This window comes from Chromatiales bacterium, from assembly GCA_020445605.1.
In the GTDB taxonomy this organism is placed as follows: domain Bacteria; phylum Pseudomonadota; class Gammaproteobacteria; order JAGRGH01; family JAGRGH01; genus JAGRGH01.
This window is the reverse complement of the sequence record JAGRGH010000047.1, coordinates 93745-108955: the sequence shown is the minus strand read 5'-3', so window position 1 is coordinate 108955 and position 15211 is coordinate 93745. Positions and strand designations below refer to the sequence as shown.

At 66.9% G+C, this 15211-nt stretch carries 16 protein-coding genes; 10 read left to right on the top strand and 6 right to left on the bottom strand.

What is annotated here, in order from left to right; translation table 11 throughout:
- Positions 1-120 precede the first annotated feature (120 nt).
- From rpoD to rpsU, 4 genes are all read right to left on the bottom strand, one after another.
- Positions 121-1965: an RNA polymerase sigma factor RpoD gene (rpoD, locus tag KDG50_10170; protein MCB1865786.1), complete on the bottom strand. Its 1845-nt coding sequence runs from the start codon at positions 1963-1965 to the stop codon at positions 121-123.
- A 359-nt stretch (positions 1966-2324) separates the two neighbouring features.
- Complete coding sequence (locus KDG50_10165; GenBank protein ID MCB1865785.1) at positions 2325-4043, bottom strand: DNA primase; 1719 nt, start codon at positions 4041-4043, stop codon at positions 2325-2327.
- 242 nt (positions 4044-4285) lie between these two features.
- A complete protein-coding gene (locus KDG50_10160; protein MCB1865784.1) occupies positions 4286-4732 on the bottom strand; it encodes a GatB/YqeY domain-containing protein in 447 nt (148 codons plus the stop codon).
- A 22-nt stretch (positions 4733-4754) separates the two neighbouring features.
- Positions 4755-4970 (bottom strand): 30S ribosomal protein S21, encoded by a 216-nt coding sequence (gene rpsU, locus KDG50_10155; GenBank protein MCB1865783.1) that lies wholly within the window; start codon positions 4968-4970, stop codon positions 4755-4757.
- A 120-nt stretch (positions 4971-5090) separates the two neighbouring features.
- On the opposite strand from rpsU, the gene tsaD reads away from it, so the two are divergent.
- On the top strand, positions 5091-6113 hold the full coding sequence (gene tsaD / locus KDG50_10150) for a tRNA (adenosine(37)-N6)-threonylcarbamoyltransferase complex transferase subunit TsaD (GenBank protein ID MCB1865782.1): 1023 nt from the start codon (positions 5091-5093) through the stop codon (positions 6111-6113).
- Between the two features lie 13 nt (positions 6114-6126).
- On the opposite strand, the gene plsY is transcribed toward tsaD, so the two are convergent.
- Entirely contained in the window at positions 6127-6717 is a 591-nt protein-coding gene (plsY, locus tag KDG50_10145; GenBank protein MCB1865781.1) for a glycerol-3-phosphate 1-O-acyltransferase PlsY, read from the bottom strand.
- 23 nt (positions 6718-6740) lie between these two features.
- On the opposite strand from plsY, the gene KDG50_10140 reads away from it, so the two are divergent.
- Both KDG50_10140 and folK read left to right on the top strand, forming a co-directional pair.
- Entirely contained in the window at positions 6741-7118 is a 378-nt protein-coding gene (locus tag KDG50_10140) for a dihydroneopterin aldolase (GenBank protein MCB1865780.1), read from the top strand.
- A gap of 9 nt (positions 7119-7127) precedes the next feature.
- Positions 7128-7622: a 2-amino-4-hydroxy-6-hydroxymethyldihydropteridine diphosphokinase gene (folK, locus tag KDG50_10135; GenBank protein MCB1865779.1), complete on the top strand. Its 495-nt coding sequence runs from the start codon at positions 7128-7130 to the stop codon at positions 7620-7622.
- A 13-nt stretch (positions 7623-7635) separates the two neighbouring features.
- On the opposite strand, the gene KDG50_10130 is transcribed toward folK, so the two are convergent.
- Entirely contained in the window at positions 7636-7980 is a 345-nt protein-coding gene (locus tag KDG50_10130; protein ID MCB1865778.1) for a hypothetical protein, read from the bottom strand.
- A 104-nt stretch (positions 7981-8084) separates the two neighbouring features.
- Here KDG50_10130 and KDG50_10125 point away from each other — a divergent pair, with 104 nt between their 5' ends.
- From KDG50_10125 to KDG50_10095, 7 genes are all read left to right on the top strand, one after another.
- On the top strand, positions 8085-9236 hold the full coding sequence (locus tag KDG50_10125; protein MCB1865777.1) for an SAM-dependent methyltransferase: 1152 nt from the start codon (positions 8085-8087) through the stop codon (positions 9234-9236).
- On the top strand, positions 9233-10303 hold the full coding sequence (locus tag KDG50_10120; protein MCB1865776.1) for an acyltransferase: 1071 nt from the start codon (positions 9233-9235) through the stop codon (positions 10301-10303). The genes KDG50_10125 and KDG50_10120 overlap by 4 nt, the downstream gene beginning before the upstream one ends.
- Positions 10300-10845 (top strand): sigma-70 family RNA polymerase sigma factor, encoded by a 546-nt coding sequence (locus tag KDG50_10115; protein MCB1865775.1) that lies wholly within the window; start codon positions 10300-10302, stop codon positions 10843-10845. Before KDG50_10120 ends, KDG50_10115 begins: the two co-directional genes overlap by 4 nt.
- Positions 10842-11537, top strand: coding sequence for an anti-sigma factor (locus tag KDG50_10110; GenBank protein ID MCB1865774.1), 696 nt, complete (start codon positions 10842-10844; stop codon positions 11535-11537). Before KDG50_10115 ends, KDG50_10110 begins: the two co-directional genes overlap by 4 nt.
- 22 nt (positions 11538-11559) lie before the next feature.
- Positions 11560-12297: a class I SAM-dependent methyltransferase gene (locus tag KDG50_10105; GenBank protein ID MCB1865773.1), complete on the top strand. Its 738-nt coding sequence runs from the start codon at positions 11560-11562 to the stop codon at positions 12295-12297.
- Positions 12298-12329: 32 nt separating this feature from the next.
- Positions 12330-13208: an AEC family transporter gene (locus KDG50_10100; GenBank protein ID MCB1865772.1), complete on the top strand. Its 879-nt coding sequence runs from the start codon at positions 12330-12332 to the stop codon at positions 13206-13208.
- Between the two features lie 78 nt (positions 13209-13286).
- Positions 13287-15140 carry a GGDEF domain-containing protein gene (locus KDG50_10095; GenBank protein MCB1865771.1) on the top strand — a complete coding sequence of 618 codons (1854 nt, stop codon included), beginning with the start codon at positions 13287-13289 and terminating at the stop codon, positions 15138-15140.
- Positions 15141-15211 lie beyond the last annotated feature (71 nt).

Sequence of the window (15211 nt, the reverse complement as noted above, 5' to 3'; positions counted from 1 at the left end):
GATTATGAGTCGGACGCTCTAACCAACTGAGCTACGGGCCCGTGACGCGCCACGCGTGCTGAGCCAACGCGCGTGGACCAGAAACGGAAACGCCGCCCGAAGGCGGCGTTGGCGGGTTGCCTATTCGCTTTCGAGGAAGCTGCGCAGTTTTTCCGATCGCGTCGGATGACGCAGTTTGCGCAGTGCCTTTGCTTCGATCTGCCGGATGCGTTCGCGGGTCACATCGAACTGCTTCCCGACCTCTTCCAGCGTGTGATCGGTATTCATGTCGATGCCGAAGCGCATGCGAAGCACCTTGGCTTCGCGCGAGGTCAGCCCCGCGAGCACCTGCTGGGTCGCTTCGCGCAGGCCTTCGGTGGTTGCCGCATCGGCGGGCAGCAGCGCGGCGAGATCCTCAATGAAGTCGCCGAGATGCGAATCCTCGTCGTCGCCGATCGGCGTTTCCATGGAGATCGGCTCCTTGGCGATCTTCAGCACCTTGCGAATCTTGTCCTCGGGCATGTCCATGTGTACGGACAGCTCTTCGGGCGTCGCTTCGCGGCCCATCTTCTGCAGCAACTGACGCGAGATGCGATTCAGCTTGTTGATGGTCTCGATCATGTGCACCGGGATGCGGATCGTGCGTGCCTGATCCGCAATCGAGCGCGTGATCGCCTGACGAATCCACCAGGTCGCGTAGGTCGAGAACTTGTAACCGCGGCGATATTCGAATTTGTCGACGGCCTTCATCAGGCCGATGTTGCCCTCCTGGATCAGGTCCAGGAACTGCAGGCCGCGGTTGGTGTACTTCTTCGCGATGGAAATGACCAGACGCAGGTTCGCCTCGATCATTTCCTTCTTCGCGCGCCGTGCCTTGGCCTCGCCGATGGACATCAGGCGGCTGATTTCGCGAATGTCGCCGATGGTCAGTGACGTGACCGACTCGATCTGGCGCAGGCGATTCTGGGCGCGCTCGATCTCCTCGGCGTTCGTGCGCACGCCGGAGCTGAAGCCCTTCTTCGCCTTGATCAGGCGGTCGACCCACTCCGCGTTGGTCTCGTTGCCCTTGAACGCGCGCAGGAAATCCTTTCGCGCCATGCCACATTCTTCCACGCAGACAGAGCGGATCGCGTCTTCCTGCTGACGGATGCGGTCGGTCGTGTCGCGGATAGAGAACACCAGGTCGTTGAAGAACGGCTGGACGAGCTTCACCTGGATGAAGACATCCGCCATGTCCTTGAGCGCCTTGCGGGTACGCTGCTCGACGGTGCCGTAGCGCTTGAGGTTCCTCAGGGCGCGTTTGTGGATCGTCGCCAGTTCGTCGACGAGCGCGCCGACCTGCACCGGATCCGGCCCGGTATCGGCCTGGCTGGAATCATCGTCGTCATCGTCATCGTCGTCATCGTCATCCGAATCGGAGCTCGATTCGGCGGCCTTGTTGTTGTGCGTCGGGATGACGGGGTCGGTCTCGTTCGGATCGATGATGCCGACGACGAGGTCCGTCATGCGCGCCTCGCCGGCCGCCACGCGCGACCACGCCTCGAGGAAGGTCTCGATGGCGGGCGGGTACTGGCCGAGTGCGGCGTGCATCTGCATCAGGCCCTGCTCGATGCGCTTGGCGATGTCGAGTTCGCCTTCGCGGGTCAGCAGTTCCACGGTACCCATCTCGCGCATGTACATGCGCACCGGGTCCGTGGTGCGCCCAAACTCGCTGTCCACGACGGCGAGTGCGGCGGCGGCGGCCTCGGCGGCGTCGTCGTCGGTCGAGATGTCGTCGCCCATCTGCAACGAATCGGCATCCGGCACTTCCTCGTGCACGGTGATGCCCATGTCGTTGATCATGCTGACGATGTCTTCGATCTGCTCGGGGTCGACGATGCCGTCCGGCAGGTGATCGTTGACCTCGGCGTAGGTCAGGAAGCCCTGTTCCTTGCCCTTTGCGATCAGGGCCTTGATCTGGGAGCGCTGGCTGTCGGTGTTAGACATGAAACGGTTACGTTCGCTGAGCACGTGGGAAAACTCCTCATTATACGTTCACCAGCGGGCCCGGAGCGAGTTCGCAGGCTCGGGAAACGCCGACCTAGCCAGCGTTTACTGGGGCACAGGGAAGTGCCGCCATTTTCGACGGCCGTAAGCCGTTGAAAATGAACGAAAACGAAAAATCGCACTTTTTCGTTTTCGCTGCCCTGGCGATCCGGGATGGATTGATCAGGGCTTTCCCGAGGGTTTTCGCAAATCTCGCCGGTTGGCTGGAAGTCCGGACCGCCGCGACGGCGCCATCGATCCGTGGCGGCCCGGCCGCCTGCCGCAGCCGGGAGGCTGTCGGCGTGGGCGGTCAGGCCTGGTTATCCGTCACCGGGCGGCCGACGCGCGGCCAGTCCGGCACGGATGGCCCGCTCACGCGCCTGCCGTTCGCACTGCGCTGTGATGCCGGCCAGGGCGCCATCGAACTCGGCCTTCGCACCGTCGGTCACCTCGGGCCGGCGCCCGGCCAGATCCGCGAGGCGTGCCCCGATGGGGCGGTCACGAAAGCGCTCGATCAGCGCGCCTACGCTAAGCGTAGGTTGCCTGCGAAGTATTTCAAGGAGTTCCGCCAGCACCTCGATGCCGGGCAGGTCACATTCTCGCCAGGAGTCCGGCGGGTCAAACCCGTCAGCGAACGCCGGCTCGTGCAGCAACCACTCGATCGCCTGACGCACCAGGGTGCGCCGGCCGCCCGGGCCCTCGCTCGCGCGCGGCCGCGGTCTTGGCCGCTCCGCCGCGCCGGGACTGGTCCGCGCCGTGACCCCGGTGCGCTGCGCGAGTTCCGCGCGCATCAGGTCCGCCAGCGGACCAGCGGGCAGGCGGTCGATCCGCGCGCCGGCCTGGGTTGCGAGCCAGGCACGGGCCTCGATGGTGCCGGTGCCGGCGGCTTCTGCGGCCTCGGTCTCGAGGTGGTCAAACACGAAGCCGGACAGCGGTGCGGCCGCATCGAGCCGGGCGCGGAACGCGTCGACGCCTTCGGCGCGCACCAGGCTGTCCGGATCGTGCTCGGGTGGCAGCAGCAGCACGCGCAGGGTGCGGCCGTCCGCCATCAGGGGCAGGGCCGTTTCCACGGCGCGCCAGGCGGCGCGCCGCCCTGCGACATCGCCGTCGAAGCAAAGCACCAGATGCGGGGTGATCTGCCAGGCGCGGGTGAAATGTTCGCTGGTGGCGGCCGTGCCGAGCGTGGCGACGGACTCGCCGATGCCGGCCTGGGCCAGCGCGATGACGTCCATGTAGCCCTCGACGAACACCAGTCGTTCTAGCGAACGCACGCGCGTGCGGGCCTCATGCAGCCCGTAGAGTTCGCGGCCCTTGTGGAACACAGGAGTCTCGGGCGAGTTCAGGTATTTCGGTTCGCCCTGGTCGATCACCCGCCCACCAAAGCCGATCACGCGGCCGCGCGGATCGCGGATCGGAAAGATCAGCCGGTCGCGAAAGCGGTCGTAGCGTCGGCCGGTTTCGGCGCCGGACAGCAGTCCCGCCGCAGCCAGGGTTTCGGGCTGAAACCGCTCGCCCGCGTGGCCGGCGGTCAGTGCATCGAGCAATCCCGACCAGCCTTCCGGCGCATAGCCGAGGCCGAAGGTGGCGGCGATCTCGCCCGTGACCCCGCGGCGCTTGAGGTAACCCACGGCGCGTTCGCGCGTCGGGTGGCGCCGCAATTGCTCGGTAAACCAGCGACCCGCAGCCTCCAGTGCGGCATAGATGGGTGCGCGCTCGCTGGCGTCCGGGCCCTGCCCGGCCTCGCGCGGCACCTCCATGCCAACGCGTGCCGCGAGTTCCTCGATGGCCTCGACGAAGCCGAGGTGCTCGAGCTGCATCAGAAAACCCACTGCGCTGCCATGCGCGCCGCAGCCGAAGCAGTGATAGAACTGCTTGGTCTGGCTGACCGTGAACGACGGGGTCTTTTCATCGTGGAACGGGCAGCAGGCCACGTATTCATTGCCGCGCTTTTTCAGCGGTACGCGGGTTTCCACGACGTCGACGATGTCGACGCGTGCCAGCAGATCGTCGATGAAGGGTTGGGGGATGCGCCCGGCCATGGCGCAAAGCCTAGCAGGCCTGTTGGAGGCTTAGCAGGCTGTTGAAACTCTCATTTCAACCACCTGATAACGCGAGACAGGGACGTCTCGCCCGAAAATCGAACACACAAGTGTTTGATTTTCGTGAGCCACCGAAAACCACGCTTTTCGGTTGCGACGTTGAAAAGGCCAGGGATGGGCCTTTTCAACAACCTGTTAGGGAAGCCGGCGTCGAGCCGTGCGCAAGCGCTGCCCTGGAGGTTTCAACTGGCGGTCAGGCGGGCCTTGACCATACGGCTGACGGCCGACATGTCGGCACGTCCGGCCATCTGCGGCTTGAGTTCGGCCATGACCTTGCCCATGTCGGCGATTGCCGCGGCGCCGGTCGCGACCAGTGCGGCATCGATCATGCGGGTGATTTCGTCTTCGCCGAGCGCCTTGGGCATGTAACCGGCAATGGCGTCGAGCTCGGCCTGTTCGGTCGCGACCAGGTCATCGCGGCCGGCCTTGGCAAACTGCTCGATCGACTCCCGGCGCTGTTTGGCCATCTTGTCGAGCACGGCCAGAACGGCCGCGTCGTCCAGCTTCGTGCGCGTGTCGACCTCGCGCTGCTTGATCTCGGCCGTGATGAGCCGCAGCGCTGAAACCAGACCCTTGTTGCCGGCCTTGAGCGCGGCGGTCAGGTCGGAGCGGATGCGTTCGGCGAGCACGGGCGTGCCGGCCGGGGCAGGATCAGTACTGGCGCTGGAAGCGGGCCTGCTCGCGGAACAGGCGCTTGAAGTTGCGCTTGACCGCGGCGGCGAACTTGCGCTTGCGCTCTTCGGCAGGCTTCTCGTAGGCCTCGCGCCGGCGGACCTCGTTCAGCGTGCCGGCCTTTTCGACCGCGCGCTTGAAACGCCGCATGGCAACATCGAAGCTCTCGTTCTCGCGTACCCGGACTGCAGGCATATACTGATTCGCTAGTTGGTATTTCGGTGACACAAAAAACGGGTGCGCCGGACTCACCGAAGCCCACGTACCCGGGTGAACGTACCAATATAACCCAGTATCCTGCCAAATCAAAGCACTATGCGGGTCCTTGGTATCGAAACCTCCTGCGACGAAACCGGTGTGGCCGTCTGGGACGAGGCGCGCGGGCTCGTCGCCGAACGGCTGTACAGCCAGGTTGCGCGGCACGCCGAGTACGGTGGCGTCGTGCCCGAACTCGCCTCTCGCGACCACATCCGCAAGCTCGCGCCGCTGGTGCGCGAGGTCCTGGCCGAGGCCGGGATCGACCGCGCGGACGCCGTCGCCTACACGGCCGGGCCGGGGCTTGCCGGGGCGCTGCTGGTCGGTGCGGCGTTTGGCCGCGCGCTGGCCATGGGCTGGGGCGTGCCGGCGGTGGCGGTCCACCATATGGAGGGCCATCTGCTCGCGCCGCTGATGGGGGCCGATGCCGTGCACTATCCGTTCGTGGCCCTGCTGGTCTCCGGGGGGCATACACAACTGATCGATGTTGCCGCGCACGGAAACTACCGTCTGCTCGGCGAAACCATCGACGATGCCGCGGGCGAGGCCTTCGACAAGACCGCGAAGCTGCTCGGGCTCGGCTATCCCGGCGGACCGGCGCTGGCGCGGCTTGCGGAACAGGGCCGGACTGGCGTGTACGAATTCTCCCGTCCGATGCTGGATCGGCCGGGACTCGATTTCAGCTTTTCCGGACTCAAGACCCAGGTGCGGCTCGCAATCGAACGCACCGAGGAGGCCGGCGCGCTGGATGACCAGGCGCGTGCGGACATCGCGCGCGGGTTCGAGGCGGCGGTCGTGGACACGCTGGTCGAAAAATGCCGGCGCGCGCTCGATGCGGCCGGGCGCGACACCCTGATCGTGTCGGGCGGCGTCGGTGCGAACCGGCACCTGCGCGCGGAATTGACGCGGATTCTCGGTCAGGCGGGTCGGCGGGTGGCGTTTCCGCCGCCCGAATACTGCACGGACAACGGCGCGATGATCGCCCATGCCGGCGCACTTCGTCTCGCCGCCGGCGCGGGCGAGCCGCTGGCGTTCGAGGTGCGGGCGCGCTGGCCGATGGACGAACTGAATGCCAGCGACTGAACGTCTGGGTTGCTCAGGGGCGGTCGAAACGGTCTTCGCGACCGCCGAGCAGGTTGCGGATGTTCGACCGGTGTCGCCAATAGAGCACCGTGGTCAGCAGTACCGCGCCGGCCGCCGCGTACGGATCGCGCCAAGCCAGCCAGACGTACAACGGCGCCAGTCCCATGGCGACCAGCGCCGACAGCGAGGAAATGCGGAACACTGCGGCCATTGCGAGCCAGGTCGCGATGGTGGCGAGCCCCACGCGCCAGTCCAGTCCGAGCAGCACGCCGAGCCCAGTCGCGACGCCCTTGCCGCCCTTGAACCCGAAAAACACCGGGTACAGGTGGCCGAAAAAGGCCGCGAGCGCCACGAGCATCAACTCGCCGGGGTCCAGCCCGAAGAGGCTGGCCACGACCACCGGCACGAGACCTTTCAGGAAATCGCCGACCAGGGTCAGCGCGGCGGCCTTCTTGCCGCCATGGCGCAGGACGTTGGTCGCCCCCGGGTTGCCAGAGCCAACGGTGCGTGGGTCCGGCAGGCCGAGCATGCGGCTGACGATCACTGCGCTGGAAACGGAACCGGCGAGATAGGCGGCAACTACGAGGATCGCGGTCGTGAGCATCGTGGCATTCCACTGAGTGGCCGGTGCTGCGTCAAGAGGTGCGCGTGGACCTGATCTTTCTGCGCGGGCTCGCGGCCGAGGTGCGGGTCGGGGTGCCCGATTGGGAACGCGCGCGTCCCCAGACCCTGAACTTCAGTATCGAACTCGCGATCGACGCGGCCGTGGCCGCGGTCGACGACGACCTCGCCGCGACGATCGACTACGCGGCGGTCGCCGCGCACCTGCGCGCCTTTCTTGCCCAAGGTGAGTACCGCCTGCTGGAAACCCTCGCCGAGCGGCTGGCCGCCGAACTACAGCGCGAATTCGGCGCCCCTGGCATCGTCATCGAGGTCGACAAGGGTGCGATCGTCGACGGCGTGCAAGCGGCCGGTGTTAGGATTGCGCGCGGTTGTCTCACCTGAAGATCCGCGATGCCGCGCGCCTATATCAGCATCGGCAGCAACATCGAGCCGGAACGCCACATCGACGCCGCCCTGCGCGCCCTGCGCCAGGAGTTCGATGTGCGGTCGGTGTCGCCCGTCTACCGCAGCAAGGCTGAGGGTTTCGACGGCGAGGATTTCCTGAACGTCGCAGTCGCGATCGACTCGGCGCTCAAGCCCGCCCCGATCGTCGAAATCCTCACGCGCATCGAAGACGACAACGGCCGCACGCGCGGCGGCGCGCGGTTTGCGGCGCGCACGCTCGACCTCGATCTGCTGACCTACGGTGACGAGGTCATCGACATCGGCAATCTGCACCTGCCGCGCCCGGAAATCCTGCGTTACGCATTCGTGCTCAAGCCGCTCGCCGACATTGCCGGCACGGACCGGCATCCGGTCGTCGGCGAGCGCTACGCGGATCTCTGGGAGGGTTTCGACGATGTGGGGCAGGTGCTCTGGCCGGTGGATGTCGCCGCCAGCCAGTAGCCGACCCGTCCGGTCAGCGGCCCATGAACGGCATCATCCGCATCGGATTCATTCCGCCGCCGCGCTGCGGCGACGCATTGCCCTGACCCGTCCCGGCGCCCTGCGGGCTGGACCGGACCTGGCGCAGCGCGCCGATATAGCGGCAGATGAACGCCACGTCGTCCTCGCCACGCGAATCCACCACGATCTGCGCGTTGAAGTCGCAGGCCACCGGCATTTCGTTGCCGCGCACGACGATGATGTCGCCGGCCTGGCAATGCAGGGGCTTGCCGTCCAGCGACACGCAAAGCGCGCCCTCGCTTGCATACGCGCCGAAAGACAGCAGGCCGGCGCCGAGAAAGGTAAGGCTGCGTTTCATTGGGGTTCTCCGGTAGTGGGAATGTATGAAGGCCCGTTGCCCGCACCAAGGCTAGCGCGGCGCGCGTGCAGTTCAAGCCTGCATCGCCATCGTCGGGCCGCCGCATGAGTCGCGCATTGACCGAGCGCATTCAAAACGCGATTGCCGACACCGGCGGCGCGTTGCGCTTCGATGCCTTCATGCAACTGGCGCTGTACGAACCGGGCCTCGGCTACTACGCGGGCGGTGCACGCAAGTTCGGCGCGCAGGGTGATTTCGTCACCGCGCCCGAACTCGGCGGGCTGTTTGCCGCGACGCTGGCGCGAAGCCTGGCCGCAGTCCTCGAGGCGAGCGGCGGAGAAGAGATCGTGGAACTCGGTGCGGGCTCCGGCGCATTCGCCGCGGATTGCCTCGTTGCGCTGGACGCGATCGGCGCGCCTTGTGCGCGCTATTGGATCGTCGAGCCGAGCGCGGAACTGCGCGTGCGCCAGCAGGCACTGGTTGCGCAGCGTTGCGGCGAGCTGGCGGAACGCGTCGAGTGGGTCGCCGTGCCGCCTCGCGTGCGCGGCGTGATCTTCGCGAACGAGGTCGCCGATGCGCTGCCGGTGCGGCGGGCCGGGCGCAGGGACGGCGTACTCGTCGAATGGGGTGTGGTCGCAGCGGGCGCCGGCTTTGCATGGCATGCGCTGGCGCCGGATGCGCCCCTTGCTGCCGCGCTCGACGAACTCGCGTCCTGGACCGCGGACTGGCCGGACGGCTATATGACCGAGATCCCGCTGTGGCTCGGGCCATGGCTTGCGACCCTTTCCGATGCGCTGGAGGCCGGTGCGATCCTGCTGGTCGACTACGGCACCGATCGTGCCGACTACTACCGTGCGGAGCGCGGCCGCGGCACCCTGCGCTGCCAGCGCCGGCATCGCGTGCACGACGATCCGTTCGTCGAGATGGGTGACACCGACATCACCGCCGATGTCGAATTCACGACCCTTGCGAACGCGGGTCTCGCGCACGGACTCGACCTGGCCGGCTATACGACACAGGCGAATTTTCTGCTCGCGAGCGGACTCGATCAGGTCTGCATGCAGGCGATGTCGGCGGCGAACGGCGATACGGCTCGACTCAAGCTGGCACAGGAAATGAAGACACTGACACTGCCGGGCGAGATGGGCGAACGCTTCAAGGCCATGGCGTTCACGCGCGGGATCGAACCGCGGCTCGCCGGCTTCGGCCGGCGCGATCTGCGCGATCGACTCGGTACGGTGGTCGCGCCGCGATGATCAGCAACATCCAGTGGCTGCGCTGGTGGGCCGCCGCGCTGGTCGCGATCTATCACCTGCGGGCGCTGGCGCCCGCGTCCACGGCACAGTGGCTTGCGCCGCTCGATGCCATCGGCTTCGGCGGCGTCGACGTGTTCTTCGTGATCTCCGGCTACATCATGTGGCGCACCACACAGGACATCGGTGCCGGTGGCGCGGCGGCATGGCAGTTCGTACGCCGGCGCTTCACGCGCATCTACTCGGGCTACTGGCCGTTCGCGATCATCGCGCTGATTGCGGTGTTTTCGCTTGACGTGCCGCGCGCGAACGACATCCGTATTTTTGACAGCTTCACGCTCTGGCCACACGGGCTGCACGAACGGGTCATCGAGGTGTCCTGGACCCTGACCTACGAGCTGTATTTCTACTGCATGTTCGCGCTCCTGCTGCTGGCCGGGGTCGGTCTGCGGCGGCGTCTGGTGATCGGGCTGATTGCGGTACTGCTCGCGCTAAACCTCGTCGGCCACTATGCTTTCGGTCTGTATGTCGGCGACAACCTCTACAAGCTGCCGCGACTCCTGAACATGGTGATTTCGCCGTACGTTCTCGAATTTCTGGCCGGCTGCGCGTTCGCGATGACGCGCGTCCCGGCGCGCCCGCTCATTGCCGGCGGCGTGGCGCTGGCCCTCGGTGTAGCGGGGTTGGTGTTCGCCGGACAGGTCAACCTTGCCGCGTTCGACGGCAAGATCGCGCAGGGTTTCTTCGTCGTCGAGCGGGTCGCGGTGTTCGGTTTCGCGTCGCTCCTGTTGCTGGCCGGCGGCGTGTGGCTGGAGCGCGCGGGTGTCGCGCCGTGGCCGCGCGCGGCACTGCTGCTCGGCGGGGCCTCCTATGCGCTGTACCTTGCGCACTATGTGGTCCTGCAACTCGTGGTCTGGTCCGCCTACGCGCGCTGGCAGGCGCTGGTCGAGTCCGGTGTCGCCTGGTTCTGGCTGCTGCTCCTCGCCGTCGCGGCGTACAGCGTCGCGCATTACCGCTTCGTCGAGCGGCCGCTGTATCGCGCCGGTCGGCGGCTGGTGGGGGTGCGGTGAGCGACGCCGAAGTACTGGCCGGTCTGCTTGCGCGCTGTGCGCTGGGCGACCGCGCGGCGTTCGCGGAGCTCTATCAGCGCACCTCCGCGCATCTGTTCGGGCTGGTCGTTCGTATATTGCGACGTAACGACACCGCCGAAGAGGTTTTGCAGGACGTGTATATCCGGGTCTGGACGCACGCAGCCGACTACCGCGCCGATCGCGCCCAGGCATCGACCTGGCTGGCGACGATCGCGCGCAACCGTGCGCTCGACGAGGTGCGTCGCCGTGGTCGCGAGGCGCCACTGCCCGACGATGTCATCGATACGCTCGATGACGCCGGCCCCGGACCCGCGCAGCAGGCCGAGTCGCAATCGACGGCGCGTGCGCTGGATGACTGTCTGGACCAGCTGCCGCCCGGCCAGCGCCACAGCCTCGTGCTGGCCTACTGCGAGGGCTATACGCACAGCGAACTCAGCGAGCGGCTCGCGCAACCACTCGGTACGGTCAAGTCGTGGATCCGACGCGGTCTGGACTGGCTGCGGGAGTGTCTCGGCGAATGAACCTCAACCGCCCCGGGATCGCCGATCGCCTTGCCGGCGAATACGTGCTCGGCACGCTCGCCGGCGCGGCGCGGCGGCGTTTCGAGCGCGTCGCCGCGGCCGATCCAACGCTTTCGCGGCGGGTGCGCTACTGGGAACAGCGCCTCGCGCCGCTCGCGAGCGAGGTCGAACCGGTGGTGCCGCCGCCCGCGGTCTGGTCCGCCATCGAGCGGCGTCTGGGCTGGACCCGTTCCGAACCGGCGGGTGCCGGGCTCGGCTGGTGGCGGTTTGGCGCGCTGTTTGCGTCGTTCGCGGCGCTTGCGCTGGCGGTGTTCGTGCTGCTGCGTGCGCCGGTCATCGAGCCCCCCGCGGCGCCGCCGGCCTGGGTCGCGGTCGTGCAGGACGAGGGCGCGAAGCCGCTGTGGCTGGTCGAGGCCAGCGAACAGGGCAGCCGTGTGCGCATCCGCGCGCTCGGCGATGCGGCGCCACCGGCCGGACGCGCCTACGAGCTGTGGCTGCTGCCCGATTCCGGCGGGCCGATCTCGCTCGGTCTGTTGCCGGCGCAGGGCATGACGCTGGCCGACGGTTCCGGTTTCGGCCGCTGGGCGACGGCCTCGGGGATCGCCGTCAGCGTGGAGCCGCCCGGCGGCTCGCCGACCGGTGCACCGACCGGTCCGGTCGTATTCCAGGCCAGGCTGACCCGCGCGTCCTGAGCGGGTCCGCTGGAACCGACCCGTGAACGACGATCACTGGTGTGACTATCGGGCCTTCAAGCACAGCCAGCCGGCGACCGCCGCGTATTACGACCTCGTCAGGGCCGCGTTCGTCAGCGGGCTCGAGCGACAGCATCCGAGCCGGCCCGTTCCGAACGCGATCGACCTCGGTTGCGGCGGCGGGGAACTGACCCGCGAGCTTCGACCGTTTGCCGAGCGGATCCGGGGCGTGGATTCATCGCCGGGACTGATCCGGCAGGCGCGCGAGCAGGCGGACCAGCAGCTTTCGTTTGTCGAGTCGGACGTGCTGGCGCCGGGCCTTTTCGGGCAACTGTCGGCCGTGCCGTTCGATCTCGTTACCGCCGCCTGGCTGCACAATCATCTGCTCGACGAGGAAGCCCAGCACCGCCTCGCGGCGGTGGTGAACCGGCTGATCGGACCGGGCGGGCGGTTCGTGTTCCTGATCCCCGGCGATGCGTTCTGCACCGAACGCACGCGCGAATTCATCGCCGGGCTGGGCTGGCGTCAGAGCTGGCTGTCGCACGAGGCGAACTGTTCGCGCGGGGTGTATTCGTTCGCAGGATCGCAATGGGCCGAGATGGCCGTGTGGCAGCCGCTGTGGCTCGCCAGTCTTTATCGCGAGGGCTTCGAGCTCGAGTTCCTGGACATCAAAAGCCTCGCGCTCGCGCATGGTGGTCTTGGTGATCACCTGATCGAGCCGCCGTTCGAGGTGCTCTGCGGGCGGCGCAGCGGTGCATGAACGCAGTGCGATCCGGCTGACGGTTCGGGGCGATGTTCGCGAAGATCCTCAGCGTCGTCTTTCCGATCTTTGCCCTGGTCATGCTGGGCTATCTGTATGGGCGGCGGCACCGGCCGGACATGGCCGCGGCGAACCGCCTGAATCTCGAGATGTTCACCCCCGCGCTGATCTTCTCGGTGCTCGCCGGCAAGGACTTCCAGCTCGCCGAATACGGATCGCTGGCGCTCGGTGCGCTCGTGATCGTGCTCGGCTCCGGGCTCATTGGCTGGCCAGTCGCGCGCTATGCCGGCTGGCAGCTGAAGACCTTTCTGCCGCCGCTGATGTTCACGAACTCCGGCAACATGGGCCTGCCGCTGGCGCTGTTCGCGTTCGGCGAGGCGGCGTTGCCGGCCGCGGTCGTGATGTTTCTGGTCGAGAACGTCCTGCACTTCACCGTTGGCAACGCCATGCTCGAGGGCCGCGTGCATCCCGGCGTGCTGCTGCGCATGCCGATGCTGGTCGCCACGTTGCTCGGCCTGATCGTCGCGCTGACGGATTTTCAGGTCTGGCCGCCGCTGGCCTCGGCCATTGATCTGCTCGGTCAGGTCGCGATTCCCTTGATGCTGGTCGCCCTCGGCGTACGCATGACCGGGGTGGATTTTTCGGAATGGCGCATGGGCCTCACGGGCGCATTGCTGTGCCCGCTTGCGGGGCTGGCCATCGCGCTGCCGTATGCTTGGATCGCCGGGCTGAACGGCCAGGCGTTCGATCAGCTGCTGCTGTTCGCGGCCCTGCCACCGGCGGTGTTGAATTTTCTGATCGCCGAGCGTTTCAATCAGGAGCCACGCCGGGTCGCCGCCGTGGTGCTGATGGGCAATGCCGCGAGCCTGATGGTCATTCCGCTGCTGTTGTCGGTACTGTATCGGGCGTAATGGGGTGACCATTCGGGCAACAGCGGGTCGCCTGACCCGAGGAATGGCCCGGTAGTCGCTACGGAAAGGGGTGTCTGGATGAATTCGGGTCTTCAGGAAAAGTTCGTCTGGCTGCACCAGTCGCTGGCCGAGGTGACGCACGCCGACGATTTCTTCAGCCTCGAGCATGGGCAGCGGCTGAACCTGCTCATGCGCCTGTGCAGTGAACGCCTGCCGGTCGCGCGCGCGAGCACCTGGCGATTGGATGCGGCGGGCGAGGCGCTGATGCGCGACTCGCTGTACCAGGCCGAAGTCGGGGTGATCGATCCGCACACCCGGCTGCTGGCGGCGGATTTCCCGCGCTACTTCGCGGCCCTGCGGGGCGAGTGTCTCGTGAACGCCGAGGACGCCCGAGCCGATGCGCGCACCTCGGAGTTCGTCGAAAGCTATCTCGAACCACTGCATATCGGCGCGATGCTCGATACGCCCATCTTCGTGGGCGGTGCGCTGCGCGGTGTCGTCTGTCTCGAGCATCTGGGCGGTCCGCGTCAATGGGATATCGCCGAGATGTCGTTTGCCGCGGCGGTGGCCGCGACGGTCAGCCTGAGCCTTGCGCACGAATCGTGGAAGGCCGCGCGCAGGCGTGCCGATTTCCTGGCACTGCACGACGATCTGACCGGCCTGCCGAACCGGCATGTCCTGGAACAGCGGCTCGATGCGCTGGCCGGCGAGCCCGCGGGTGCGCCGGAGCACGCGCTGCTGTGGGTCGATCTCGACCGGTTCAAGGACGTCAACGACGGTCACGGTCACGCGGTTGGCGACGAGGTCCTGCGCCAGGTGGGCAGGCGCCTGCAGGGCTGTTGTGTCGGCGACCGGATCGAGGTGTTTCGGCTGAACGGTGATGAGTTCGCCATGCTGGTCGAAGCGGTGGATGATCCGGAGCATCTCGGCACCGTGCTGGCGCGCGTCATGGGCAGTGTTCAGCGCGGCGTGAACGTCGCGAACCTGAACCTCGATCTCAGTGCCTCGATGGGCGTGGCACTGTTTCCGAAGGACAGCGACAAACCGCACGAACTGCTCCGTTTTGCTGAGATGGCCATGTATCGCGCCAAGCGCAACGGCCCGAGCCAGCTCGAATTCTTCGTCGAGGACTGGGCCAGGCAGCTGCTGGCGCGGTTTCATCTCGAGCAGGAACTGCGCGCGGCGCTGCGGCGGCAGGAGTTCGTGCTGTTCTATCAGCCGATCGTGCGGGCCGACACCTGGAAGCCGGTCGAGGTCGAGGCGCTGGTGCGCTGGCGGCGGCCGGGTCATGGCCTGCAGCTGCCGGATACGTTTCTGCCCATCCTGCGCTCGATGGGCCGGCTGGCGGAACTCGGCAGCTGGGTCCTGCGTCAGGCGGTCGCCGACCTGAACGACCTGCTCGATGCCGGTTACGAACTGCAGAAGGTGTCGGTGAATGTCGCGGCCGAACAGCTGGCGGCGCCGGAACTCGTCGACGAGGTTCGCGCGCAGATGCGCAACCATGACTCGGCCCGCTGTGTCCTCGAGATGGAAATCACCGAGGAACTCATCGGCGCCGAGCACCAGATGCTCGAGTCGAAACTGCGCAGTCTTGGCGAACTCGGGGTCGGGCTCGCCATCGACGATTTCGGCACGGGCTATTCGTCGCTGTCGCGGCTCAAGCACATGCCGGTCAGCAAGCTGAAGATCGATCGCTCGTTCGTGGCCGGTCTGCCCGACAGTGCGGAGGACCGCTCGCTGTGCCGCTCCATCATCGGGCTGGGCAAGGGCCTGGGCCTGAGCCTCGTCGCCGAGGGGGTGGAGAACGTCCGGCAGGCGCAGTGGCTGGAGGCCAACGGTTGTGATCTGCTGCAGGGCTTCGTGACGGCGCCGCCGATGGAGCGGGCCGCGCTCGAACGCTTCCTCTCGCAGCCCGTATCCAAGGCCATGTGACGGTGTTCACACCGTCGAAATTTTTCTGCTTTCCGGCCGAATCCATGCATCCATAGCGGCGGCTCCCGCGT